This window comes from Ruminococcus difficilis (assembly GCF_016680995.1).
On sequence record NZ_JAEQMG010000048.1, the window covers coordinates 161,372 to 186,561 of the forward strand.

Genomic DNA, 25,190 nt, shown 5'->3' on the forward strand with positions numbered 1-25,190 from the left:
AGTATAGCACACGAATTTCCCGATATATTTCTAATAAAGAATAATAGTGGTGCTATATCCCAATAATTTTTAAATGATTTTGCACGGATTATTGTTCACCCTGCTGTACCTGATTATCCGCAAAGCTTTTGTTGATATAATTCAATACACGTTTTTTATCAGCGCTCCACTGCGGCGCGATCAGATGTTTTTTATCACCGTCACCCGTCAGCCGATAGATCACGACATGTTTGGGCACGTCGCGGATACAACGACACAAAATGCGCGCGTATTCCTCGAGCGTGAGGGTTTGGAACAGTCCGCGGCGATAGTCGGCGGCAAGGTCGGTGCCCTCGAGCACATGCAGCAGCTGGAGCTTGACGCCGTCGGTCACTCGACCGACATACTTGACGGTCTCGAGCATCATTTCCTCCGTTTCACCGGGCAGACCGAGGATCACATGGGTGACCACCTCAATCCCCGCCTGATGAAGCGCCTTGACCGCCTCATCATAAACAGAAAGCGGATAGCCGCGGCGGATATAGGCGGCGGTACTCTCATGGATCGTCTGCAATCCCAGTTCCACGGTCACGGGCTTTTTGCGGTTGATCTCCCGCAGCAGCTCGATCACCTCGGGCGGCAGGCAGTCGGGTCGTGTGCCGATCGAAAGCCCCACGATATCATCGGACGCGATCGCCGCTTCATACAACGCCCGCAGTTTTTTGACAGGCGCGTAAGTATTGGTGAACGGCTGAAAATACGCGATATACAGATTGTCGCGGGTCTTGGAGCGCACCCTGTGCTTGGCTTCTTCGAGCTGTTCGCCGACAGACAGCCCCGCAGATGAAGCGAATTCACCCGATCCGCCCGCACTGCAAAAGATACAGCCTCTCTCCCCGATCGTGCCGTCACGGTTGGGACAGGTCATCCCGCCGCTGATGGCGAGACGATACACCTTTTTGCCGTATTTTCGTTTATAATATTCGTTTAAAGAATAATAGCGTTTGGGGTTATCGTGTTGCCTCGGAGAATGGTTCATGGCTGATGATAGAAGTCGAGCAAACGCTGTTTATAATCGGGAGCTTCATCAAAGACGCAGTGCCCGTATTCATCGCTGTACATATATAATGACGCGTTGAGTGCCTCGGCGATCCGACGAGACTGCGACGGCGGGAGCACCTTGTCGCCCTCTGAGCCGATCACCAGAACGGGACATTTGATCTTGTGTAATTCACCCGTGATATCAAAATCATCGAGCGCCTGCGTCTGCAAAATAAATCGCCTGATATCATAATCCGTCATCCCGTCGTTCATATGGAGCAGCACATCCTTATACTTGCCGATGGTGTTTTCGGAATACAGCGTGTCGATCAGCTCAGCGGTCAAGGCGGTCAGATCACCGCTTTGCGCAAGTGTGATCCAGCGTTTTGTATCCTCTCTCCCCCGATCATCCATCTTGGCGGCGGTGGAACCGAGCACCATTTTATGCACCAGCTCGGGATGATCGACAGCGATACACATCGCCATCATACCGCCCTGTGACGCGCCGAAGATATCCGCGTCGGCTATCCCGAGCGTTTGCATGACGGCGGCGGTATCGGACGCCATTTGCCTGACAGAATAATCGTCGGGCATATTGCGGCGGCGGTCAAAGGCATAGACGGTGTATTCTTCACCGAAAGCTCTGTAAGCCGCGCTGACCGCCATTGCCGAAAGCATCAGACTGCGGGTCGAGACGCCGGGCAAAATAACAAACGCCCTCTCTCCGCTGCCAAAGGAAAAATATTCCATTTCAATACCGTTGACACAAACGAAATCTGTTTTCATCAGATCACCTGATTCCCATAAACTGAGATTAGTATACCACACGCAGTTAAAAATCTCAACAACATCCCTGTTTTTTACGTATCAATATTACAATGCTGACACGTCCGTTGATTTTTTCATCGGGATGCGGTATAATAGCACAAACAAAACGAAAGAAGGAACCGAAATGAAAAGAGTATTTACCATCATTATCGCGGCCGTTCTGGCGCTGGCGATGCTCACCGCTTGCGGCGCGAAGAACGTCGACCTCAAGAAGGTACTGGATGACATCAACAGCAAATACGATCTGAGCACATTGACCGCGGTAGACAATGTTGAGAACCTCAAGCGCTACTACACCATTCCGCCCGAGGACGTCAAGCAGTTCGCAGCGGAGTTCACCAAAGCGGCATCCGAGGGCTACACCGAAGTAATCCTCATCGAAGCCGTCGACGCGGATGCAGCGGGTCGTATCAAGACGCAGCTCGACAGCCGCCTGCGTTCTCAGCTCAGCGACGCAAAAAGCTATAACGCCGAGCAGGTCAGCATGATCGAGGCTTGTTCTCCCAAGGATAACGGCAATTTCGTCTGGCTGGTGATCAGCGATAAACAGGCGGACATCAACGCCGATATCGAAAAAGCATTGAAATAAGCGCATAAGCAAAACGGTCGTCCGAGAGGGCGACCGTATTTAATTAGAAATGAGAAATGAGGAATTGGCGTGATATTATAGCTTTCATCTTTATCACTTCCATTGTGCTGAATCTATATTCTCTTGGTGTCTTCAAAAAAGAATCTATCGTCAGCAAAAGGGGATGATAATGCTGCGCCGCAGCAGATGTTTTCCTTTGTTCACTCCTCACTCCTAACTCCTCACTCCTCACTAACAAAAGGAAAGAGCTGACAGTTGCCTGTCAGCTCTGCTTATCTGTATCAAATTACTTGTTTACAGCGTCCTTGAAAGCCTTGCCGGCCTTGAAAGCGGGAACCTTGGAAGCAGGGATCTCGATCTTAGCGTTAGTTCTGGGATCAACGCCGGTACGAGCATTTCTCTCTCTTCTCTCGAAAGTACCGAAGCCAACGATCTGGATCTTGTCACCGGCAGCGATGGTGTCAACGATGGTGTCGAAGGTAGCGGCTACAGCAGCCTCAGCGTCCTTCTTGGAAATAGCAGCCTTTTCAGCTACAACTGCGATGAGTTCTGACTTTTTCATTTTAGTATCCTCCAATTAATCTTTTTTTGCGAAATGTTTCGCTTGTTATTTATTTAATTTCTTCCCAGAGGGAATCGATTAACGAATCCGGTGCGTTTTTCATATCGATGCCGCGCTGTTTTGCGAGCGCCTCCACTGCGCGAAAACGCTTGGCGAATTTATCGGTCGAGCGAGTGAGCGCCTGTTCCGCGTCCACACCGGCAAACCGCGCGATGTTGACGACAGAGAAAAGCAGATCTCCCAACTCTTCTTCGATCTTCGCTTGATCGCCGCTGTCGATCGCCGCGAACAGCTCACGCTGCTCCTCCGGCACCTTGGCGGCGGCTTCTTCGGCAGAACGGAAGTCCATACCCGACTTGGCGGAGCGCTTCTGCACCTTTTGGGCACGCATGAGCGCCGGCAGGGATCGCGCTACGTCGTCGACAGAATCGGCATTGCTCTTCTGCGACTTGGTCTGCATCTTGATGGCGTCCCAGTTTTTGAGCACCTCTTGAGGGGTATCGGCTTCGATATTACCGAAAACATGGGGATGACGGATGATCAGCTTCTGGCACACATCGTTACAGACGTCGTTAAAATCGAACCGTCCCGCTTCTTCCTCCATCAGTGAATGGAAGATCACCTGCATCAGCACATCGCCGAGCTCCTCTTTGAGCAGGGGCGAATCGCCCTTGTCGATCGCCTCGACCGCCTCATAGGTCTCTTCGATGAAATTCTGGCGGATGCTCTCATGCGTCTGCACCCTGTCCCAGGGGCATCCGTCGGGAGCACGCAGGATCCGCATGATGTGGATCAGATCATTGATATCATATGTATCCTTGTACTGAAAATCCATAGTCTCTCCAAAAAGCGGCAGAAAACCGCTTGTATTCTATATATTACCTTAATAAATGGAGTTTTTCAAGAATTGTTACAATATTGTTGCCTTTTGGCAGCATATATATCTCTTCTTTATCAAATGTCTTGATCAGCATCAGCGCGACGATGTAAACGATCACCGCTGCTACGATCGCGATCATCAGCGCGATCACATAGCTGACAAAGCGATTCATCAGCATATAAACGCCGTACGCTGTCCCCGCGCAGAGCGCCGCGCAGATAAAGGGCTTTAAGATCGTATTGATAAAGTCGGGTCTGACGCCGGAATGCTTGATAAGCAGGTACATACCGGCAACAAAGACAAAGGTGAACGCGACCAGTGAGCCGATCGCGGCGCCGGTGACATTCAGTTCCGCCATGCTGACGAAGAGATAGTTGGTCGAGATCTTGAGCACCATCGCGATGGTGCAGAGGATCAGCGGCAGATTGACCTTACCCAGACTCTGCAGCATACTCATCACCGGAGTCGACGCGGCGACCACGATGCACGAGAAGCCCATCAGGCGCAGGATAGAAGCGGAGACCTCCGCCTCGAAGCCGCCGCCGTAGAGCAGCGCGATGATCGGATTCGCCAGCGCGAACAGAGAGAGTCCCGCGGGCAGGGTGAAGATCATCGTCAGCTTGATGACAGTCTCCATGCTCTGCTTAAGCTCTTTTTTGTCACCCGAGGTGTAGGCGGCGGTGACGTTCGGCAGTGCCGAGGTACCGAACACCTGCGTGACCGTGGTGACCAGCTGCATCAGCGGCAGAGCGTTGGCAAAGCAACCCCACAAGGAGGTATGCAGCTTGATCTCTTCGCCCTGTACCATGTTGTACAGCTCCGCCGAATACTTCGGATCGAACTGTGAGATCAGTCCGTCGAGGTTCACGCGGCAGGTGTTGTACAGGACATTCTGGATCACGACCGCGTCGATGGTCGTGGAGATATTCATGATAAACGCCGAGAGGATGATCGGGATCGCGGTGTTGCGCAGGATACGGAAGGTCTCTCGCTGTGTACGCGCGTCGACCGAATCGCGATACATCTCGTCTGTAACGATGAATTTGTGCCTGGAATAGTAGATACGCAGGAACAGGAACGCGACCAGCGATCCCAGCGCGATACCCGCGATCGCCGCCGCGACGGAATACGCGAGCAGTCGCTGCATCGCCATTTCGGCTGTGGGATACATCTTGCCGAAAACCGTTCCCTTTGCGCCGAATTCGTCCATGCCGAACTTCATCACGAGGAAGCCCATCGACAGACCGCTGATGACCTTGACCAGCATTTCGATGACCTCGCTGCACGCGGTGGGGAACATATTGCGCTGTCCCTCAAAGTAGCCGCGGTAGATCGCGACCAGACAGCCGATGAAGATCGAGGGCGCGAGGGTCATCATCGCGTAGATGGAATCAGGCGATTTGATCAGCTGTACATAAATGAAGCTGATACCGACCATCAGCGCGAAGCAGATCACGCCCATCGAGATAAAGAATTTTTTGGATGTTTTATAGATGACGTCTACATCTCGATACCGCTTTTGTGTGATGCTTTCCGCGATCAGACGCGATACAGCGATCGGAAATCCCGCCGTCGCCAGTGCGAAAAGCGGGGTGTAAACCTCATAGGCGTTGCTCAGCAGTCCGATACCGACACTGCTCATCGAGAAGCCCGCCGCGTCATCATAGGCGGCAAACATACGGTACAGGAAGATCTTGTACAGCATGCCGAGCACCTTGACCACGACCATGCTGACGGTCATGATCATCGCGCCCTTCAAAAAGGTTTTTGATGTGTTTTTACTGAAACTGTCGTTGTTCATAACATCGCTCCGTTTTTATGCCTTCCCCTCGGGGAAAAGCGCGTCATTCGCTCCTTTTGGTCATGTCATTTCGTTAAGAAGGCTCCTTTTGGTAAAAGGAGCTGTCGCCCGTTGGCGACTGAGGAATTGTATCAATTGCTCGAGCGTCAGCGAGATTCCTTTTCTTAACTTAATGATTATGTCCTTCCGGGAGTCTGACTTATCAAAGAGGTATTTTATCACAGTGGATGGGAGAATTCAACCGTTTTTCCTACGATTTGTTGTATTCACCATAAAATGAGCGCACACGCGCTTTTCGCTGTATCATCTCGTCAAAACGGCTGATATATTCATACGGATATTTGAAGTTAAATATGCGCTCGATGTAGTCGGAATCGACGTCGCGGAGCTTGCTGACCGCTCCGGCGCCGCAGGCGAGGATACTGTGGGTCTCCTCCATGATGTAGACGTTGTAGGGGCTGAAATACCCGGGCTTTGCCCATCCGGTGTTCTCGAGATTACTGAGCATCTTGCTCTGGCGGTAGAGATAATACGGCTCCCATCCGCCTTCGGTCAGGCGGGTCGCCGCGTCAGTGAGCATTTGCGCGGTATACTCCTGCTCCCTGACCGCGTCCGTCGAGTTCAGCCGTGCGGATCGCTTGACAGCGAGGGTATGCACCGTGACGCTCTCGGGATCCAACTCCCGCACGATATCGAGCGTCCTGATAAAGCTCTCGGGGGTATCTGAGGTCAGCCCCGCGATCAGATCCATGTTGATGTTGTCAAAGCCCAGCTCGCGTGCCAGACGGAACGCGTCGATCGTCTGCTGTGCCGTATGCCTGCGCCCGATGCGCTCCAGAACACTGTCGTTGAAGGTCTGGGGGTTGATCGAGATCCGCGTGACAGGGTGCTTCTTTAACGCGAGTAATTTTTCACGTGTCACGGTATCGGGGCGACCCGCCTCTACGGTGAATTCAGCGCAATGTGACAGGTCAATATCCGCCTCGATCTCATTGAGCAGCAGATCGAGCTCTTCGGCGCTGAGTGTCGTAGGCGTACCGCCGCCGATGTAGACGGACTCACACCGCAGGCCAAGCTCCTTCGCCGATTCCGCTGTATAACGAATCTCGGATAACAACAGGGGCAGATACTCGCCGATCAGCTTCTTCGCCTTTTCGACCGTCTGGCTGACAAAGGAACAGTAGCTGCACCGCGTCGGACAGAACGGGATACTCACATACAGTGAGAAGGATCGGCGGTCGGAGTGCGATAAGATGACCTGTTGATTCTTCCGCACCTGCTGTGCCAGCGCGATCTTCTCGTCGCTGACATAGAGCGTATCACTAAAATAGCGGCGCGCCGCCTCTTCCCCGTTCCGGTCACACAAGCGAGAATACAATTTGATCGGACGCACGCCGGTGAGGATGCCCCACGGCAGTTCGCGGTCATATGCCTGACTGAGCAGTTGATAGAGCAGTTGTCCCATCGTCAGCTCGTCATCATCGCCCAAAGGCGCCGACAACGTCTTGTTGAATGTGAATGTACACAGTGTGACGCGTACATCGTCATGCACCGAGGTCAGCACATAAGGCGCGGATAATTCCGTATATTCGTGCAACACCGCGACCTCCTCGGTGAAGAGGAAGGCGCGGCATAGGTTTTCCATTTCGTAATGGTATTTGTGATTGTCAATATATAGATTCATAGTTTGGTTAACGGTTAACAGTTAACGGTTAACGGTGGCGGGAAACACTTCGTGTTTTGATTCCTAAACGGATGAATGAGCAAGCGCATGCTATTATCATATAAATTGGGTGAGGGCACAGCCCTCCATTCATCATTCACCATTCACCGTTATCCGTTCACCGATTTATCTCATAAAGGGATTGTGTTTTCTTTCTCTCTCGAGGGATGTGAAGATATCGTGTCCGGGATAGATGCGATAATCGCCCTCTAAGTTCTTCAAACGTTCGACAGACGCCATCATATCCCGCATTGATGAGGTCGGGAAGTCGGTGCGTCCGACGCTGGAGCAAAACAGCGTATCGCCCGAGAAGATGCAGTCGTCCGTTATATAACAGCCGCTGCCAATCGTGTGACCGGGCGTGAGGATTAAGCGCAGTTCCGTTTCACCCAGCATGACGGTATCGCCGTCCTCGAGCGCTCTGTCGACCGTAAAGGGCTTTACCGTGATGTCGTGATACTTGGAGAGATTGTAACTCGGCTCCTCGATCACGGGAAGCTCGACGCGGGACGCGCATACGGTGGGGTGATACTTTTCGCACAGCTCCGCCACGCCCATGATATGGTCATAGTGACCGTGGGTCAGCAGGATGTACGCCAGATCGCCACCGTTTTCCTCGATCTGTTCAAGCAACTCGTCGGAATGGTCGGCGGGATCGATCACCGCCAGCTTTCCGGTCGCTTCATCTTTAAGCAGATAGACGTTTGTGCCAATCATACCAATCACAAAACAAGTAATATTCATCATTTTTTCAGCTCCCCGCTGTCAATTATAATCGTAACGGGACCGTCGTTGAGCAATTCGACCTTCATATCCGCGCCGAAAACGCCCTTTTGCACGTCGGTCACGCCCGCCTCTTTTATTCTTTTACAGAAATATTCGTACAATTCATTTGCCAGATCAGGCTTAGCCGCGCCGAAGAAATCGGGTCGTCTGCCGTGGGAGCAGTTCGCGCACAAGGTGAACTGCGACACCACCAGCGCGGCGCCGTTCGTGGTCAGCAGGCTGAGATTCATCTTGTCGTCGCTGTCGCTGAAAATGCGCAGGTTCGCGATCTTGTCGGCAAGCACCTGTGCGTCGCGCTCGGTATCGCCGTCGGCAACGCCGAGTAAGATCAGCAAGCCGTTATCGATGGCGGAAACTCTCTCGCCGTCAACGGTCACGCTCGCGCGTGTGACGCGCTGGATCACTGCTTTCAAATGTATCAGCCCTTTCTTTATCAGCCTCCCTTTGGGAAAGGGAGGTGGGTCAAAACTCGTTTTGACTCGGAGGGATTGTATCAATCACCGATCATCATGGCAACCTTTTTATTCAGTCGGTCGCTTCGCTCCTTTTATGCAATCCCTCACCCTCCTGCGGAGGGAGCTCCCTTTACCAAAGGGAGCCTTATATTCTCGTAATAGATACGATGCCGTTGATCTGCGCGAGATGCGCCATGACCGAACGCAGGTGATCCATGTTGTTGATCTCGATGGTGATCGTTATCATCGCCTGATTATCCTTGAGCTCACGCGAGTTGATCATATGGATGAAGATCCGCATATTGGACAGCTCGCGGGTGACGTCGGCAAGGAAGCCGGTGCGGTCGTTGCAAACGATCTCCAATGTGCTCTGGAAGCTTTCATGGATCTCGTCATCCCAGTGGGCGTTGACCCAGCGCTCGGGCTCCTCGCAAAGCGAGATATCATCGGGCACGTTGGTACAACTGCGCTTGTGGATGCTCACACCGAAGCCGCGGGTGATATATCCGATGATGTCGTCGCCCGGCAGCGGATTACAGCAGCGAGAGAACTTGATCAGACAATCGTCCAAGCCCTCGACGGTAACGCCGGAGCCGACATGCTTTTTGCGCTTGGAGCTGCGCTCCTCGCTGATCGGCTGAAGCGGCTCATCGGACTTTTTATATTTCTTGGTATAGATCTCCTTGACACGCGGCATGATCTTCCAGAGCTGGATTCCGCCGTATCCGATCGACGCGTAGAAGTCATCGAGCGAGTTACAGTGATGGCGCTGGATGATGGGCTGCATGCACTCTTCCAGATCTTCATCTGCAAACTGCATGCCCGCCTTCTTACACTCGTGATCGAACATCGCCTTACCTTCGGTGATATTCTCCTCACGGCGCTCCTTCTTGAACCACTGGCGGATCTTGGTGCGCGCGGAATTGGTCTTGACGATCTTGAGCCAGTCACGCTTGGGACCGTTGCCCTTCTGGGTCAGGATCTCGACGATATCGCCGCTCTTAACCTTGTAGTCGATCGGAACGATACGTCCGTTGACCTTGGCGCCTACCATGCGATTACCGACGCCTGAATGGATCGCGTACGCCATGTCGATGACGGTCGCGCCGGCAGGCAGATTGATGATGTCGCCCTTGGGGGTAAAGACATAGACCTCATTGGTGGAGAGGTCATATTTGATGGTCTTGACGATATCCTCGGCGTCCTCGGATTCGTTCTGCACCTCGATCATCTTGCGGATCCACGCGAGGTTCTCGGCAAGGTTATCCTGCTTACCGCCGCGCAGCTTGAGCTTATACTTCCAGTGCGCCGCGATTCCGTATTCCGCGGTATGGTGCATCTCATAGGTGCGGATCTGCACCTCGAAGGGGATGCCGTTACTGCCGAACACCGTTGTATGAAGGCTCTGGTACATATTCGCCTTCGGGGTGGAGATATAGTCCTTGAAGCGGTTGGGCAGCGGGGTAAAGATATCGTGTACCAGTCCGAGGACATTGTAGCAGTCGCCGATCGTATTGACGATCACGCGTACCGCGAACACATCGAAGATCTGGTCAACGTCACGCCCCTGCATATAGGTCTTGCGATAGATGGACACGACCGACTTGACGCGTCCTTCGATGGTGACATGAGAGATAGAGAAGCCGATCTTGTCAAGGATCTGCCGCTTGATCTCTTCGATAAACGCGTTGCGCTCATTTTCCGTCAGCTGCAGACGGGTCTCGATCTCGTGATACGCGACAGGATCGAGGTAGCGCATGGACAGATCCTCCAGCTCGTCCTTGATCGCCTTCATACCTAAGCGGTGGGCGATCGGCGCGTAGACCTCCATGCACTCCAGCGCCTTATCACGGCGCTTTTGATCCTTGACGCACTCGATGGTGCGCATATTATGCAGACGGTCGGCGAGCTTGACGATGATCACGCGGATATCGTTGCTCATCGCGATCAGCATCTTGCGGACATTCTCCGCCTGACGTTCCTCGCGGTCGGTGAACTTGATCTTGCTGATCTTGGTCAGACCGTCAACAAGATTCATGACGTCCTCACCGAACATATCGCCGATCTGTATGAGCGTGACGTCGGTATCCTCTACGGTATCGTGCAGCAGCGCCGCTACGATCGAATCCGTATCCATGCCCATCTCCGCCAGAATACAGGCGACAGAGGTGGGATGCAGAATGAACGGTACGCCCGACACACGGCGCTGATCGCCGTGGGCGAGGTTTGCGAACTCATACGCCTTTTTGATTTTCTTTTTGTTATACCTGACGTTGCTTTTGTCCAGCAGCGACAACAATTCATCAAAATCCTGATAATGGACCACATCATTCATCCAAGCTCACCTCCCTGAGTTTTGTTATGATAACGGATGTGTCAAGATCGACCTTCGCGCCGACCTCACACATCTTGACCTCAAAGTCATACATTCCTTCGTCGATCTCGATCAGCTGCAGCTCGTTCATACATTCTAAGATGACCCGCAGCTTTCCGTATCCGATATCGGATCCGAGCCGACACAGCAGGCTGTCAAAGGAATAGCGATAGCCGCCGTTCGACCGCAGAAAACGGTAAACCACCGCGAACTCCGCGCGATCGGGCAGAAGCGCGCTCGCTTCCTCAGCCGAAATGATCTCGCCGCGGCAGAAGCGCTCGAACAGCTCCTTTGATCGGAGCATCTCATCCTCTTCCCTGTCCGCGAACCGCATATCGCGGATGAAGATCGACAGGTTCTCGTAATTATTATATGTATTGATGTCCAGCGTAACCGCCAGATCTACCACATCGCCGACAATGTAGGGGAATTCCGCAAGAGTCGTGGAAAAGCGCAGTGCGTACACCGTGCTCTCACCACGTGAAAGCGTCAGCCGCAGATGCTTACCGCCGCCGATCTCGCGGATATCGCGCAGGGTCATGTTGTACAGCCCGAACAGCGGGGTCGGATTGCCCGCGCCGAACGGCTCCAACAGGCTCAGTCCCCGTGCGAGCTCCACACTCAGCTGAGCGGGATTGAGCTTGCAATCCAGCTCCAGCACCGGCTGCGGAACGGGGTGGGTCAAGGTATAGCGGTTGATCCGCTCGATGAAGTTTTCGATCTGATGGCGCTTGATCCCAAATCCGACCGCCATCGGATGGCCGCCGCATTGGGTGAGGATGTCGGAGCAGGAGAACACCGCGTCGATCAGCGAGAAGCCGCTGACCGATCTGCCGGACGCGCGGCAGACGTCGCCCTCCATCGAGATCACCACGGCGGGCTTTGCGTACACCTCTTTGATTCGTGAGGCGACGATCCCGATCACACCCTTGTGCCAGCCCTCGCCGTAGACGACGATGATCGGGTTGTTCACGAGGGAAGGATTCTGTCGGATCATCCCGTCGATCTCGCTGAGGATGTCGCGCTCGATCTGCTGACGCTCCGTGTTGTCGGAACTCAGCTCCGCGGCAATATCCGCCGCGTATTCCTCATCATCCGTCAACAGCATCTTGACGGATTTTTTGGACAGTCCCAACCGTCCGCCCGCGTTAATGCGCGGTACTAAAGTAAAGCTCAGATTGCCCGCGGAGATCTCCTTTCCGCTCAGACCCGCGTCCTCGGCAAGAGCGGCGATTCCCAAACGGTCGCCGTTATTGATATGCCGCAGCCCGTTTTTGACCAGTACGCGGTTCTCGCCGCGCAGGGTGACGATATCGCCCACGGTGCCGATCGCGGCAAGGTCGGAATAGTTCTCCAACAGCCCGTCCACATCGGCGTATTCGCCCTCAATCGCCTGTACCAGCTTGAAGGCGACGCCCACACCTGATAATTCTTTAAAAGAACTATTGCAGTCGGGACGGTGCAGATCGACGACCGCTACCGCGTCGGGCAGGGTCTCGGGGATCGCGTGATGATCGGTGATAACGGTATCGATCCCCAAGGTCTTCGCGTACGCCACCTCGTCGACGGCGGCTACCCCGTTATCTACCGTAATGATCAGCTTTACGCCGCGCTCATACAGCCGCGCGATCGCCTCACGGTGCATCCCGTAGCCCTCGGTCTCACGCGAGGGAATATAGTACATCGCGTCCGCGCCGATATCGGACAGATAGGAGTACAGCAGCGCGGTCGAGGTGACGCCGTCGGCGTCAAAGTCGCCGTAGATGCAGATGCGTTCTCCGTCCTCGATCGCCGCTTGGATCCGCTCGACCGCCTTGTCCATATCCTTGATCTCAAACGGAGAAGCGGTGAGCGTTTCATTCGACAGAAAGTCGATGATACTATCCTCATCGGTGATGCCGCGGATATCGAGCAGCATGGCGATCAGCATGGGCAGGTCATAGCGCTGAGAGATGGCGACCGCGTTTTCTTTATTCAGTTTTCGGGTCAACCATTTTTTCATTCATGTACTCCTTTTGTCAAAGCAGATACCATCCCGATATCCGGGATGATATTTTCGATGCTGTCACAGCAGGGATCTTGCGCTGTCAGATATCGATCCAAAGCATTACGGCAGCCGACGTTTCTATTAATATCAATCTTTCAATAAAATGGAATCCGTAAATATTTTATTGCCGGATTCATCAGCTACCGTTACGACCAATGTACCCGCTTTGGCAGATTTAGGGTCATCATACGAAAAGCTATACCATGACCATCCGTCCTTTAGAGCTTCCGAATAAACATAAGTTTCTTCTGTTTTATCAGGCTTAGTGATCTTGATTATCGGCTTGATTGTAGCGTTTTTCTTAGTACTCTTCAGTTTGAAATGATAATAGATAGTCTGATAGATCGAAACACTCGTCAACTTTGTCTTATTATCATCTTTTTTGATATTCCATGCCGTATCCGTCACCGACCATGAGCTGGATGAATTACCGGAAGACAACGTCGGCACTGTGGAAGCGTTATTTTTATTGCTTGTGCCGGAAATGCTGCTGACAAGCGGTTTGACGATCACAACTCCCGCTATGATCAAAACCACCAGCACTGCCGCGACAACGCCGATAATAACGCCGGCTTTACTCTTTTTCTTCGGCTTTGGCGCCTGCTGATTGGGTATCGGCATTTGATGCGTCGTGATCGGCTTTTGTACTTTTGCGGTTTTCCCGGTGACTTGGGTCTCGTCTGCGTATACCGTCGCGTTCGAATCAAATACGGCTTCGTCCGCATAGATGGTCGCGTTCGGATCCGCTGTTTGATTTGTATTTCCGATAGCGCTATCCGATGCACCGTTCCACAGTCGGAGCAGCTCTGTCATATTCCGGCATCGATCCTGCTGATGAACCGCCATACCGTGCATCAACACAGCTTCTTTCTGCGGGGTGATATCCGCACCGAGCGCGGAGGGCTTTTGCAGATTGTCTTCCACTACTCTGTCGAGCGCGTCATCGGGTGTTTTGCCTGTGATACAGCGATAGATCGTCGCACACATCGCATAGACGTCCGTCCACGGCCCCTGTTTGCCGTTGCGACGATATTGTTCCATCGGTGCATAGCCCTTTTTGAGCATAACGGACATAGAGCGATTATCGTCGATGTATTCTTTCGCGGCGCCGAAATCCATCAGCTTAAGCTGACCGTTTTTAAGCACCATGATATTATCAGGGCTGATATCACGGTGGATCACACCGGCCGCATGGATCTTTTCCAGCGTTTTGATTACGGGCTCGAGCATATGAAACGCCTCATCGGCGCTCAGCTTGTCGTGCATTTTTAAATACTTCTGCAGTGTCTCGCCCCTGAGATATTCCATCACGAGATAGACCGTATCGTTTTCTTCGATAAAATCCGTCACCGACACAACGCCCGGTTCTTCACTGAACCTTGCGAGCGTTCTTGCCTCACTGAGAAAACGTTCTTTTCCGTGATTATAAAAATCCGTATCGTCTTTTGAGCTGACATACACCTCATTGGTGCCCGTATTATCGCGATACGAAATGCCTCGGGGATAGTATTCCTTGACAGCAAATAAAGACCCTAACTTATTATCCCTCGTCAGATAGGTGATACCGAATCCGCCTTCTCCGAGAACGCCTTCTACGCTGAATCTTCCACCGATCAAAGCCCCAACCGGCAGGTGGTGCGGCAACGGATCTATCAATACGACAGCGCCGCAATAGGGGCACTCAGCCGCGTTTCCTATTTCTTTATTACACTTTTTACAAACCATAAAAACCCTCTGTTACATGATACTGATCGGTTGGTCGTTTTACTTGATTGATACAATGCCTCGGTCGCCTCGTCTAAAGCGGCTTCTGCTGCTAAGACAGCAGGCACAAATGTCCGCATTACGGACATTTCCCTTAACAGGGGACTCTCCCCTTGTCCTTCGGACATTCCCCCAACGGGGTAACTATCCCAAAGGGAGCCTTTACTCTTTTGCTGCTTCTAATAACTGTTTCGCGTGATTGAGCGCGCTGTCGGTGATCTGTTCACCGCCGACGATCCGCGCGAGTTCTCTGACTCTACCCTCTTCATCTAACGAATCGACCTGCGTAAAGGTGCGCTCGTCATGCACGCTCTTGCTGATAAACAGGTGGTTATCGGCAAAGGCGGCGATCTGCGCCTGATGGGTCACGCACAGCACCTGGCTGTCGGCGGAAAGCTGATGGAGCTTCTTGCCCACCCGATCGGCGGCAGAGCCGGAGATACCGGTGTCGATCTCGTCAAAGATCAAGGTCTGCACGAAATCCGCGCGGGACAGCACGGTCTTGATCGCGAGCATCATGCGCGACAGCTCACCGCCCGAGGCGATCTTGCTGACGGGCTTCGGTTCCTCACCGGGGTTGACAGAAATCAAAAATTCGATCTTGTCGATACCGCGGGTGTTCATCTCGACCTCTTCGTGCCGGATCTCCAAACGAACGTCGGGCATCAGCAGAAACGCCATCTCGCGCTCCACGCTCTCACGGAAGGTCTCGCAGACCTTTTTGCGAATGTCGGATAATTCTTTTGCGGAATGATAAGCGTTGTTATATAATTCTTCCCTGCGCTTTTCGAGCTGTTCGCGGTTGAACGCGTAATCGCTCAGGGCGTTTAATTCTTTTTTAGCATTATCGAGATAAGCGAGCATTTCTTCTTCGCTGTCGCCGTACTTGTGGCGCAGGCGGTACAAAAGGTCGAGCCGTTCTTCGATCTCTTCCAGACGGTGCGGATCGGCGTCGATGTCATCCATTGCGCCCTCCAGCTCGCGGGAGATCTCCTGCAATTCGTACAGCGCGGAGGACAGCCGATCGGCAGCGCCCTCCAAGGTGCTCAGATACCGTGAAGCGTTCATCACGCTTGTCGCGGCGTCATCCGTCATGCGAAGCACGCCGTCCGCCTCGTCGTCGCCGTCCAGCGCGATACGCGCGCGCATCAGCTCCTTCGCGATCTTCTCACGATTCTGCAGGGCGTTACGCTCCTCGCTGAGCGCGTCATACTCGCCGACGGTGATGTCCGCGTCCTCGAGCTCCGTGATCTGGAACGACAGCAGATCCATCCGTCTGAGGCGCTCACTCTCGTCGGTGTCGGCGGAGTTGAGCTCCTCTTCGACCGCTTTCAGTTCACGGTAGAGCCCACGATAAGCGGCAAGCCGCTCTCCGATATCCGCGAGCGCGTCGATATAGACGATGTGCAAAGCGGGGTTCATCAGCTCGAGGTTGTCGTTCTGACCGTGGATGTTGATCAGATACTCGCCCAGCTCCTTCAGCGCGGCGACCGTCGCGGGGCGGGAGTTGATACGGCAGGTATTCTTGCCCGATACGGACAACTCGCGCGAGAGGATCAGCGAACCGTCCTCGGCGGAATAGCCCATCGCGCCGAGCTTTTTATGCACCAGCTCGGAGAGCTCCTCAAAGGTCGCGCTGACATAAGCGGCGTCGGCTCCCGTGCGGATCATCCCGCGTGACGAGCGCTTGCCGAGCACGGCGTTGATCGCGTCGATCACGATGCTCTTACCCGCGCCGGTCTCTCCGGTCAGCACATTCAGACCGTTTGTAAAATCAATATTACTTTTTTCGATAACCGCTATATTCTCGATATATAGGTTAGTCAGCATATGTTCTTCCTTCTATGTGATATCCTGCGGTGATACCGCCGTGGATGAATGGATCGGTTTATGAAAGAAAGGTTTTGAATTCCTCACAGCAGACAACGGCTTGCTCCGCGTCCTTGCAGATGACGAGGATGGTGTCCTCACCCGCTAAAGTACCGAGGACCATATCAAAGGACATCATGTCCAGCGCGGCACACGCCGCCTGAGCCATGCCGCTGAAGGTCTTGACCACAACGATGTTCGCGGCGTTGTCCACCGAGATAACAGAGGAGGAGAAGATGGTTCTGAAATTGTTTTTTGCGCCCTTTTCGGAGCTGGGCGACGCCTGATAACGATACTTGCCGTCGGGCAAGAGGGTCTTCGTCAGGCGAAGCTGCTTGATATCGCGGGAGACGGTAGACTGTGTCACATCATAGCCTTCCTTGCGCAAATAATCGATCAATTCTTCCTGGGTCGTGATCGGATACTTGTTGATCAGCTCCAAAATTTTGTTGTGTCTTGTCGTTTTCATTTCCATTAGAACTCCTTTAGTTTTTCGTTGAGAAGCGTATAAAAATTCTTCTCTTTCAAAATAATCAACTGTAACGCCTTCGGTGATCTTCTCACCGTAATCATATCGTCAGAGGAGATAGGGATGTGGTTCTGACCGTCCACCGTCATGTAGCATTTGAGGGTAGACTCGGGGTGGACGCGCGCGGACAGCACAGCGTCCTCAGTAAAGACCACCTGCCGCGACGTCAGTGCGTGCGGACAGATGGGTGTGAGCAGGATACAGTTCATATCCGGCTCGATGACGGGACCGCCGGCAGAGAAGGAATATGCCGTTGAGCCCGTGGGGGTGGAAAACATCATGCCGTCGGCACGATAAGAGATGATCCTCTCGCCGTTGAGCTCCACCGAGATATCGACCATATTCGCGAGGGTGTCGCGATGGATCACCGCTTCATTCACCGCGGTCATGCTGCGCTTTTCACCGTCCTTGTCCACAGTGATCTCGAGCAACATCCGCTTCTGGACGCGATATTCTCCGGTCACGAGCTTTTTGAGCTCATCCATCTCGTCGGGTTCGATGTTGGCGACAAAGCCGAGCCTGCCGAGATTGATGCCTAAGAGAGGCTTTTCATATAAGGCGGCGAATTTCGCGTTATGGATGATGGTGCCGTCGCCGCCGACCGTCACCGCGATATCACAGGCGCGGATGATCTGTTCAGCCGAGGTCATCACCGTCGTCCCCGCTACGGGACAATCCTCGCAGGACAGCAGCTCGACGTCATACGGCTCAAGCGCCTTGACGGCACGCTGTGCCGCGTCCATGGCGAGCGCCTTGTCTTTGTTGACTATCAGGGATATTTTCATATGTTCCCCCAATGCTTTTGATGTCGCTGATACGGCATGAGCCATCATGCCTGTTTTAACAGCATCGATATTTATTGATCGAGCGCCTCGTGTGACGCGCTTACCACCTCGGCGGCAGTTGTCGCGAGAAGGTTTTCGGGCGTATCACAGCGCTTGATATACAGTAAGTATTCGATATTTCCCTGCGGTCCCTTGATGGGTGAATAATCCAGTCCGCAGACGGAAAAACCGTTTTGCAGGCAGAAGTCGATGATCTCCTGCACCACGCTTTGGTGCACCTTGCGGTCGCGCACCACGCCGTTTTTGCCGACGTTCTCGCGCCCTGCCTCAAACTGCGGCTTGATCAGACAGACCGCCTGAGCGTCATCGGCGCAAACGCCGCGCGCCGCGGGCAGGATCAGCTTGAGCGAGATAAAGGCGACGTCGACGGAAAAGAAATCCACCGCCTCGGGAACCTGCTCCGTGGTAACATAGCGCATGTTGGTGCGCTCGAGATTCACGACGCGTTCATCGTTGCGCAGCTTCCACGCCAGCTGACCGTAGCCGACGTCAACGGCATAGACCTTTTTGGCGCCGTTTTGGAGCATACAATCGGTGAAGCCGCCGGTAGAAGCGCCGATATCCATCGTCACCTTGCCGTCGAGCGAGATCGGAAAGACCTCCATCGCCTTTTCGAGCTTATAACCGCCGCGCGAAACATAGCGCATACGATTGTCTCGCACCTCAACGGCGGCGTTCTCGTCATAGCTCGAGCCCGCCTTATCCGCCTTTTGGTTATTGACGTAGACACAGCCCGACATGATGACCGCCTTTGCCTTTTCACGGCTTTCAAAAAAGCCCTTTTCCACTAACAGGACATCCAGTCGTTTCTTCATCCGCTCACCTCTTCCCTTTGCTGAACGGAACGCGCCATCGACTGAGCGTCAAAGCCGAGGGCTTGGAGCGAATTTTTCACTGACGCGTGCTGTACATAGGCATCATCAACAGCGCACACCCGATAGCTGCCGCTGTAGTTTTGCAGATCGAGCATATCGCGGAAACGATCGGCGACCGAGCCGCTGCGCATGCCCTCTTCAAAGAAATGTATCTTCGGGAAACCGGAAGCCAGCTTGACCGCCCGTTCATCGATCGGCTTGATGCGGCACAGCTTCATGATGCAGAGCTCTCCGCCCTGCTCCTTAACGATCTGTCGAGCCGCGACCGCCTCGTTGAACAATCTGCCGTAGGTGATGAGCAGGGTATCGGCGTCACGATCTCCGCAGATCTCATAATCGATGTTCTCTCTGCTGTAGCCTTCGGGCTTTTTGCCCTCTCCGCCGCGCGGATATCGCACCGCGACAAGTCCTTTATCCTCAAACAGCGCCGTTGTCAGCGCGTTTTCCAAGCCGTCGAAATAGCACGGCGAATAGATCGTGGTATCGGGGATCGCGTTGAGCATCGACACATCAAACAAGCCCTGATGGGTCTCGCCGTCCTCGCCGACCACACCGGCGCGGTCGACGCCGAGCACCAGATGGGCGTTCTGCATGGACACATCGTGGATCAGCTGGTCATAGCCGCGCTGTAAGAAGGTCGAATACACCGCAAACACCGGCAGCATCCCGTTGACCGCCAATCCCGCCGCGAAGGTGACCGCGTGTTCCTCGGCGATGCCGACGTCAAAGAAACGGTCTCTATATTGCTTGGAGAAGTCCATCAAACCGGTACCGGTACGCATCGCGGCGGTCACCGCGCAGACGCGCTGATCGGTCTCGGCAAGCTCGCATAGCTTTTCGCCGAATACGGCGGAGAAGTTTTTGTCGGAGCTGATCGGCTCACCGGTGTCGACGTTGAAGGAGCCGACGCCGTGGTAGGACGCGGAATCATCCTCCGCGTACTTATAGCCTTTGCCCTTTTTGGTCACGACATGGAGCAGGGCGGGATCCTTGGACTGCTTGACCGTGTTCAGCGCGTTCATCAGATCTTCCATGTTATGACCGTCGACAGGGCCGTAGTAGGACAACCCCAGCTTATCAAAAATAGTGTGACGGTACATCACATGCTTGACCTTGGACTTGGAGCGCTTGAGCAGATTGCCGATCGGCCTGCCTAACAGCGGGATCTTCGACAATGTATGCTCGGTACCGCGCTTTAAGCGGCGATACCACGGCTGCATCCGTATCGAGGAAAGATACCGCGCCATCGCGCCGACATTGCGGCTGATGGACATGCGGTTATCGTTGAGTATCACGATAAAATTCTTTTTGTGCTGACCGGCATTGTTGAGGCCTTCATAGGCCATGCCGCCCGTCAGCGAGCCGTCGCCGATCACGGCGATCGTATAGGAAGGATCTCCCGCCAGCAGCTTCGCCTTCGCGATGCCGAGCGCCGCGGAGATCGAGGTGGAGGCATGACCCGCGTTGAACGCGTCATACTCGCTCTCGCATCGCTTCGGAAAGCCCGATAACCCGCCCTCACGGCGGATCGTGTCGATCTCGTGATAGCGACCCGTGAGCATCTTATGGGTATAGCTCTGGTGTCCGACGTCGAACACGATGCTGTCGGCGGGGCAGTCGAAGACCCGATGCATCGCCACCGTCAGCTCCACCACACCGAGGTTGGAGGACAGATGGCCGCCGTTGACCGACACCACGTCGATGAGCTTTTCGCGGATCTCGTCGCACAGCTGGTCGAGCTGCTCCGCGGAAAGCGCCTTGACGTCGGCGGGAGATTCAATTTTTGACAAAATCTCGTATGACATAATGAACCTGATTGCTTATGCAAAATGTATGTACGGTAACCGGAAAACCATATCCGATATACCGAACCCAATTAACCTTAATTACAAATCTCACCGTAAAAACGGGAAAAACCTGCAACGGCGCGTCATCAATGCCGCACCCTGCAAATTGTCGTTCCTTAAAACGGCAGAATCATTATTTCTTTCTGTTCGCCAACGCGACGGCGAAATCAGCCAGATCCTTGGTATCGCCGTCGAATACCGACAACGCGTCGATCGCTTCTTCGGTGAGCCATTCGACCGTCTCGCGACAGCGCTCGATCCCGAGCAGTGACATAAAGGTGTTTTTCTCATTGTCAACGTCACTGCCGATCGGCTTGCCGAGCTCTTCGGCGGTCGAGGTCACATCGAGGATGTCATCCACGATCTGGAACGCCAGACCGATGGCATGAGCGTACCTCTCGGCGGCGGCGATCTTCTCTTCCTCCGCGCCCGCGACGACACAGCCCATCATGCAGGCGGCCTCGATCAGATTGGCGGTCTTTTTCTCCTCCATGAGGCGGACGAGCTCGATCCCGACGGTTTGATGCTCCATCGACAGATCGATCACCTGACCGCCCACCATGCCGAGCAAGCCCGATTTTTCCGCTAAGATACGCGCGGCGCGGGCGGCTCTTGCTCCGCCGACCGCGGCTACCGCCTCGTCGCTGAGCATCGCGGCGTACGCCATACTCTGCAAGGCGTCACCCGCCAACAGGGCGATATCCTCGCCGAACACCTTATGATTCGCGGGTTGTCCGCGTCTGAAATCATCGTCGTCCATGCAGGGCAGATCGTCATGGATCAGTGAATAGGTATGTACCATTTCCACCGCGCACGCGAACGGCATCGCGGCGTCGACCGATCCGCCGCATAATTCGGCGAACGCCAGCGTCAGCGAGGGTCGCACACGCTTGCCCTTCAGATTCAGCGAATAGCGCACCGCGTCGACCAGCTGTTGTTCCGCCACCTTTTCCTGCGGGATGTACCGCTCAATGGCGGCTTCTATTTCTTTGATATGATCTTTCATGCTTCTTCCTCAAAAATCTTGTCACCGCTGTCCTTGAGCTGTGCGATGCGTTCGTTGATATCGGTGATCTGCATCTTTGCCTCGTCGAGCTTTCGGCGGCAAAACAGCACCAGACGGCACGCCTTCTCATATAAAGCGATGTTATCTTCGATCTTGTTCTTCGGATCTTCGAGCTGCGCTACGACCTCACGCAGTGCGGTGTAGGCTTCTTCAAAATCCATTTTATCGTTCAATTCTTTCATGGGCTTTCCTCTTTCAGTAGGGATGACCAATGGTCATCCGCGGACGAGCAATGCTCGTCCCTACAATAAGTATTTAATCCTCCTCAGCGAGGCGGATGATTTTTTCCAGTCGGTGATTCACGCCGCTGCGGGAGATCGGCGGATCGAGCTTTGCGCCCAGATCGCGGAGCGTCAGCTCGGGATAATCATATCTGAGCTGCGCCACCACCTTGAGCTCCTCGGGCAGCAGGTTGTATCTGCCGTCCTTTTTCAGCTTATTGATCGCCTTGATCTGCCGTGCGGACGCCGAGGCGGTCTTTTGCAGATTCGCGATCTCGGAATTGGCGCGGCGGTTGGCGGTATTGCGCACCTGCTTGAGCGCCTTGGTGCCCATCACGTTCATCGACGCGACGACCGCGCCCATATAGGTCAGCAGATCGGTGATCTGCTCGCTGTCCTTGATGTAGCCGATATAGTTGCCGCCGCGTGCCAGCAGCTTTGGGCTGACGTCGCAGTCCTGGATCTCGTCGACCAGCCGACAGATATCCATACAAAGGTTGCGGTGGCTGACCGCGAATTCCAGATGATACGCCTTTTCAGGGTCGGTCACGGAACCGCAGGCAAGGAACGCGCCGCGGATAAAGGCGCGCTGTTCCTCCTCATCATCGATGTTGGCGCGGTTGACGCGCAGGTTCACGTCGCGATCCTCGTGTCCGTAATGCTCAAAGATCTTGCGGCATTTTTCGGGAGAGGTCACCGTGACGGTAAAGGCGCGATTGCGGCCGCTCTGCCCCTTGAGGGGTGCGACCACCTCGCACTTTGCCTTGAACAATCGGCTGATCAAAAAAACGAAATGCGAGAAAACATCCTCGTTTTCTGTTTTGAATATAATGCTGCGGGATGTAAACTCTCTGCCGAGCAGGAGCATCGCGTACAGCTCGCTGTACTGCAGCGGCGCGCGGGTGGAGAGCTTCTGACAGATCTCCCGCTTTGTATCGGATGAAAAAGACATATTATCGGTGAATGGTGAACGGTGAATGGTGAACGGTGTCGGTCACTCGCTTCGCTCAAACAAATCGATCGGGTGCAAGTGCCCCGCCCTTCACTCATCACTCAAAACTCTTAGTTCTTAACCGAAAGCCGTCAGGCTTTCCAGATATCTCTGTGGTGGATCGCGGACTTTTGTCCGTTTTCGAGCAGGTGGGTGTTCAGCATACGGGCGACGGTGACGGAACGGTGTTTGCCGCCGGTACAGCCCACGCCGATCACCAGCTCACTCTTCCCCTCGTTGCGGTACAGACTGATCAGATAATCGATAAACGCGTACAGGTGATCGAGGAACTCTCCCATAACGTCAAAGCCGCAAATATAATTGCGCACCTGTTCGTCAAGACCGGTCAGGGGCTTTAATTCTTTGATATAAAAGGGATTGGGCAGGCACCGAACATCCAGCACCATATCCGCCTCGGGCGGGAGCCCGTATTTGTAGCCGAAGGATACGCAGGTGACGAGCAGGGTATCATGAGCGCCCGCGGAAAACAGGGTCGTCACGCGCTCCATGAGCTCGTTCGGATTCATAAAGGTCGTGTCGATCACATAGTCCGCCATCGCCTTTACACCGTTCATCAGCTCGTTTTCCAGCTCGACCGCTTCTTCGATGGACCCGGAGGCGATCTCGCCGATCAGCGGATGCTTGCGGCGGGTACCCTTGAATCGCACAAGCAGCGTATTGGGCTTCGCGTCCAGAAACAGGATCTTGAACTGCTTGCCTTCCAGTCGGAGCTTGGAGATCACCTCGGGGATATCCGCGAACATCTCGCCGGATCGCGCGTCCGCTACCACGGCGACCTTTTTCATACGGTTATCGGTGGAGTTATCGCACAGATCGTAGAAGGTCTCGAGCAACAGCGGCGGCAGGTTATCCACGCAATAATAGCCGCTGTCTTCCATGGCGTGCAGGGCGTTGGTCTTACCCGCGCCGGACAGTCCGGTCAGAATGACAAATTCCATATACACTGCTCCTTTCTGAAAAGGATTGGCTCACCGCTTGAGTGAAATCAAACGGCAAAGTCGATAGATGATTCATGTCGGGAGGAGCGAGCACCTCCCCTATATATAAAGTATTTATTCTCTGCCGGTTCGGATGATCTCGCGCTCGAGGAAGTATCCCGTCTCGGCTTTGACGGTCTCCTGCACGAGCTTGACGAGCCCCATCACATCGTCACAGGTCGCGCCGCCGATGTTGATGATGAAACCGGCGTGCTTTTCGCTGACCTGAGCGCCGCCGACGGTCTTGCCCTTGAGCCCGCACTGTTCGATCAGCGTGCCGGCAAACGCGCCCTCGGGACGCTTGAACACCGAGCCCGCCGACGGATATTCGAGTGGCTGTTTGGTCTTGCGGCGATTCATCACATCGTCCATCTTCTCTTTGATGGCAACAGGATCGCCCTGCGCTAATTTATATTTCGCAAAAAGAATAATATCTCCGTTTGTCTTAAAAACGCTGGTGCGGTAGCCGAGCGCCAACTCCTCGGCGGGAACCTCACGGATCTCGCCGTCGGGCGTCAGCGCCGTCACGCTCAACGCGACGTCCTTCATCTCGCCGCCGTAAGCGCCCGCGTTCATGTACATAGCACCGCCGACGGAACCGGGGATCCCGTAGGCGAATTCCAGCCCGGTCAGGCTGTTTTCGAGCGCCACACTGCACAGACGGCTGAGCTTCGCGCCCGCACCGGAGATGATGATATCGCCGTCCACGGTGATCTCCTTGAAATCGCCGTCGAGTGTGATCACCGCGCCCTCGATGCCGTTGTCAGACACCAACAGGTTCGAGCCGTTGCCGAGGATCATCACCGGGATATCGGAGGCTTTGCAGGCGCCTAATGCCGTTTGCAGCTCGTCGATATGGTTGACGGTGATCAGAATATCCGCCGCGCCGCCGATCTTGAAGGTAGTGTGAGCCGACATGGGCTCGTTTTCAGTGTACGTTATATGGTTATCGTTTAATGTATTGATTAATTGATTCATAGTAGCTCCGTGATTGATCTATTATCACAGCATGTGTGACTAAGGTGTGATACAGTAGCTCTCAGCCAATCAGCGTTCGCCTACAGCTCCGCTTCTTGGGAGAGCCTTGCATGGGTGCTGTTAACCAATCAATGTTCGCCTG

At 54.1% G+C, this 25,190-nt stretch carries 22 protein-coding genes; 1 reads left to right on the forward strand and 21 read right to left on the reverse strand.

Annotation, left to right across the window (positions count from 1 at the left end):
- Positions 1-88 precede the first annotated feature (88 nt).
- Both mnmL and JKK62_RS05450 read right to left on the reverse strand, forming a co-directional pair.
- Entirely contained in the window at positions 89-1,018 is a 930-nt protein-coding gene (mnmL, locus tag JKK62_RS05445) for a tRNA modification radical SAM protein MnmL/YtqA (RefSeq protein ID WP_186832905.1), read from the reverse strand.
- Positions 1,015-1,806, reverse strand: a complete 792-nt coding sequence (locus tag JKK62_RS05450) for an alpha/beta fold hydrolase (RefSeq protein ID WP_186832904.1) — start codon at positions 1,804-1,806, stop codon at positions 1,015-1,017. Before JKK62_RS05450 ends, mnmL begins: the two co-directional genes overlap by 4 nt.
- A 166-nt stretch (positions 1,807-1,972) precedes the next feature.
- Between JKK62_RS05450 and JKK62_RS05455 the strand changes: the two genes are divergently transcribed.
- A complete protein-coding gene (locus JKK62_RS05455; RefSeq protein ID WP_186832903.1) occupies positions 1,973-2,437 on the forward strand; it encodes a DUF4358 domain-containing protein in 465 nt (154 codons plus the stop codon).
- A 286-nt stretch (positions 2,438-2,723) separates the two neighbouring features.
- On the opposite strand, the gene JKK62_RS05460 is transcribed toward JKK62_RS05455, so the two are convergent.
- The 19 genes from JKK62_RS05460 to murB all read right to left on the reverse strand — a co-directional run bounded on the left by JKK62_RS05460 (position 2,724) and on the right by murB (position 25,048).
- On the reverse strand, positions 2,724-2,999 hold the full coding sequence (locus JKK62_RS05460) for an HU family DNA-binding protein (RefSeq protein WP_186832902.1): 276 nt from the start codon (positions 2,997-2,999) through the stop codon (positions 2,724-2,726).
- 49 nt (positions 3,000-3,048) lie between these two features.
- Entirely contained in the window at positions 3,049-3,834 is a 786-nt protein-coding gene (mazG, locus tag JKK62_RS05465) for a nucleoside triphosphate pyrophosphohydrolase (RefSeq protein ID WP_186832901.1), read from the reverse strand.
- A 43-nt stretch (positions 3,835-3,877) separates the two neighbouring features.
- Entirely contained in the window at positions 3,878-5,680 is a 1,803-nt protein-coding gene (locus JKK62_RS05470) for a putative polysaccharide biosynthesis protein (protein WP_186832900.1), read from the reverse strand.
- A gap of 250 nt (positions 5,681-5,930) precedes the next feature.
- Positions 5,931-7,364, reverse strand: coding sequence for a coproporphyrinogen dehydrogenase HemZ (gene hemZ / locus JKK62_RS05475; protein ID WP_186832899.1), 1,434 nt, complete (start codon positions 7,362-7,364; stop codon positions 5,931-5,933).
- Positions 7,365-7,529: 165 nt separating this feature from the next.
- On the reverse strand, positions 7,530-8,120 hold the full coding sequence (locus tag JKK62_RS05480) for an MBL fold metallo-hydrolase (protein WP_201427118.1): 591 nt from the start codon (positions 8,118-8,120) through the stop codon (positions 7,530-7,532).
- A 26-nt stretch (positions 8,121-8,146) separates the two neighbouring features.
- Complete coding sequence (gene dtd, locus JKK62_RS05485; RefSeq protein ID WP_366503110.1) at positions 8,147-8,593, reverse strand: D-aminoacyl-tRNA deacylase; 447 nt, start codon at positions 8,591-8,593, stop codon at positions 8,147-8,149.
- A 196-nt stretch (positions 8,594-8,789) separates the two neighbouring features.
- On the reverse strand, positions 8,790-10,979 hold the full coding sequence (locus tag JKK62_RS05490; protein WP_186832896.1) for a RelA/SpoT family protein: 2,190 nt from the start codon (positions 10,977-10,979) through the stop codon (positions 8,790-8,792).
- A complete protein-coding gene (gene recJ, locus JKK62_RS05495; RefSeq protein WP_186832895.1) occupies positions 10,972-13,020 on the reverse strand; it encodes a single-stranded-DNA-specific exonuclease RecJ in 2,049 nt (682 codons plus the stop codon). Before recJ ends, JKK62_RS05490 begins: the two co-directional genes overlap by 8 nt.
- A 132-nt stretch (positions 13,021-13,152) precedes the next feature.
- Positions 13,153-14,790, reverse strand: coding sequence for a serine/threonine-protein kinase (locus JKK62_RS05500; protein ID WP_186832894.1), 1,638 nt, complete (start codon positions 14,788-14,790; stop codon positions 13,153-13,155).
- Positions 14,791-14,991: 201 nt separating this feature from the next.
- Positions 14,992-16,659, reverse strand: coding sequence for a DNA repair protein RecN (gene recN / locus JKK62_RS05505; protein ID WP_186832893.1), 1,668 nt, complete (start codon positions 16,657-16,659; stop codon positions 14,992-14,994).
- Positions 16,660-16,717: 58 nt separating this feature from the next.
- Complete coding sequence (gene argR / locus JKK62_RS05510) at positions 16,718-17,167, reverse strand: arginine repressor (RefSeq protein WP_186833036.1); 450 nt, start codon at positions 17,165-17,167, stop codon at positions 16,718-16,720.
- A gap of 5 nt (positions 17,168-17,172) precedes the next feature.
- Positions 17,173-18,012, reverse strand: coding sequence for an NAD(+)/NADH kinase (locus tag JKK62_RS05515; protein ID WP_186832892.1), 840 nt, complete (start codon positions 18,010-18,012; stop codon positions 17,173-17,175).
- A 71-nt stretch (positions 18,013-18,083) separates the two neighbouring features.
- Positions 18,084-18,887: a TlyA family RNA methyltransferase gene (locus JKK62_RS05520; protein WP_186832891.1), complete on the reverse strand. Its 804-nt coding sequence runs from the start codon at positions 18,885-18,887 to the stop codon at positions 18,084-18,086.
- On the reverse strand, positions 18,884-20,752 hold the full coding sequence (dxs, locus tag JKK62_RS05525; RefSeq protein ID WP_186832890.1) for a 1-deoxy-D-xylulose-5-phosphate synthase: 1,869 nt from the start codon (positions 20,750-20,752) through the stop codon (positions 18,884-18,886). The genes JKK62_RS05520 and dxs overlap by 4 nt, the downstream gene beginning before the upstream one ends.
- Before the next feature lie 175 nt (positions 20,753-20,927).
- Positions 20,928-21,800, reverse strand: a complete 873-nt coding sequence (locus JKK62_RS05530) for a polyprenyl synthetase family protein (protein WP_186832889.1) — start codon at positions 21,798-21,800, stop codon at positions 20,928-20,930.
- On the reverse strand, positions 21,797-22,042 hold the full coding sequence (gene xseB, locus JKK62_RS05535; protein WP_186832888.1) for an exodeoxyribonuclease VII small subunit: 246 nt from the start codon (positions 22,040-22,042) through the stop codon (positions 21,797-21,799). Before xseB ends, JKK62_RS05530 begins: the two co-directional genes overlap by 4 nt.
- Before the next feature lie 73 nt (positions 22,043-22,115).
- A complete protein-coding gene (whiA, locus tag JKK62_RS05540) occupies positions 22,116-23,033 on the reverse strand; it encodes a DNA-binding protein WhiA (RefSeq protein WP_186832887.1) in 918 nt (305 codons plus the stop codon).
- A gap of 131 nt (positions 23,034-23,164) precedes the next feature.
- Complete coding sequence (rapZ, locus tag JKK62_RS05545; RefSeq protein ID WP_186832886.1) at positions 23,165-24,031, reverse strand: RNase adapter RapZ; 867 nt, start codon at positions 24,029-24,031, stop codon at positions 23,165-23,167.
- A gap of 114 nt (positions 24,032-24,145) precedes the next feature.
- Entirely contained in the window at positions 24,146-25,048 is a 903-nt protein-coding gene (gene murB / locus JKK62_RS05550; RefSeq protein WP_186832885.1) for a UDP-N-acetylmuramate dehydrogenase, read from the reverse strand.
- Positions 25,049-25,190 lie beyond the last annotated feature (142 nt).

Excerpts from the sequence above, each read along its gene's own strand:
- JKK62_RS05500 (WP_186832894.1), bottom strand. The coding sequence starts at position 14,790 with ATGGTTTGTAAAAAGTGTAATAAAGAAATAGGAAACGCGGCTGAGTGC.
- JKK62_RS05470 (WP_186832900.1), bottom strand. The coding sequence starts at position 5,680 with ATGAACAACGACAGTTTCAGTAAAAACACATCAAAAACCTTTTTGAAG.
- whiA (WP_186832887.1), bottom strand. The coding sequence starts at position 23,033 with ATGTCTTTTTCATCCGATACAAAGCGGGAGATCTGTCAGAAGCTCTCC.
- JKK62_RS05530 (WP_186832889.1), bottom strand. The coding sequence starts at position 21,800 with ATGAAAGATCATATCAAAGAAATAGAAGCCGCCATTGAGCGGTACATC.
- mazG (WP_186832901.1), bottom strand. The coding sequence starts at position 3,834 with ATGGATTTTCAGTACAAGGATACATATGATATCAATGATCTGATCCAC.
- recJ (WP_186832895.1), bottom strand. The coding sequence starts at position 13,020 with ATGAAAAAATGGTTGACCCGAAAACTGAATAAAGAAAACGCGGTCGCC.
- JKK62_RS05515 (WP_186832892.1), bottom strand. The coding sequence starts at position 18,012 with ATGAAAATATCCCTGATAGTCAACAAAGACAAGGCGCTCGCCATGGAC.
- JKK62_RS05490 (WP_186832896.1), bottom strand. The coding sequence starts at position 10,979 with ATGAATGATGTGGTCCATTATCAGGATTTTGATGAATTGTTGTCGCTG.
- mnmL (WP_186832905.1), bottom strand. The coding sequence starts at position 1,018 with ATGAACCATTCTCCGAGGCAACACGATAACCCCAAACGCTATTATTCT.
- JKK62_RS05450 (WP_186832904.1), bottom strand. The coding sequence starts at position 1,806 with ATGAAAACAGATTTCGTTTGTGTCAACGGTATTGAAATGGAATATTTT.
- rapZ (WP_186832886.1), bottom strand. The coding sequence starts at position 24,031 with ATGGAATTTGTCATTCTGACCGGACTGTCCGGCGCGGGTAAGACCAAC.
- JKK62_RS05460 (WP_186832902.1), bottom strand. The coding sequence starts at position 2,999 with ATGAAAAAGTCAGAACTCATCGCAGTTGTAGCTGAAAAGGCTGCTATT.
- hemZ (WP_186832899.1), bottom strand. The coding sequence starts at position 7,364 with ATGAATCTATATATTGACAATCACAAATACCATTACGAAATGGAAAAC.
- JKK62_RS05480 (WP_201427118.1), bottom strand. The coding sequence starts at position 8,120 with ATGATTGGCACAAACGTCTATCTGCTTAAAGATGAAGCGACCGGAAAG.
- murB (WP_186832885.1), bottom strand. The coding sequence starts at position 25,048 with ATGAATCAATTAATCAATACATTAAACGATAACCATATAACGTACACT.
- JKK62_RS05455 (WP_186832903.1), top strand. The coding sequence starts at position 1,973 with ATGAAAAGAGTATTTACCATCATTATCGCGGCCGTTCTGGCGCTGGCG.
- JKK62_RS05520 (WP_186832891.1), bottom strand. The coding sequence starts at position 18,887 with ATGAAGAAACGACTGGATGTCCTGTTAGTGGAAAAGGGCTTTTTTGAA.
- recN (WP_186832893.1), bottom strand. The coding sequence starts at position 16,659 with ATGCTGACTAACCTATATATCGAGAATATAGCGGTTATCGAAAAAAGT.
- argR (WP_186833036.1), bottom strand. The coding sequence starts at position 17,167 with ATGAAAACGACAAGACACAACAAAATTTTGGAGCTGATCAACAAGTAT.
- dxs (WP_186832890.1), bottom strand. The coding sequence starts at position 20,752 with ATGTCATACGAGATTTTGTCAAAAATTGAATCTCCCGCCGACGTCAAG.
- xseB (WP_186832888.1), bottom strand. The coding sequence starts at position 22,042 with ATGAAAGAATTGAACGATAAAATGGATTTTGAAGAAGCCTACACCGCA.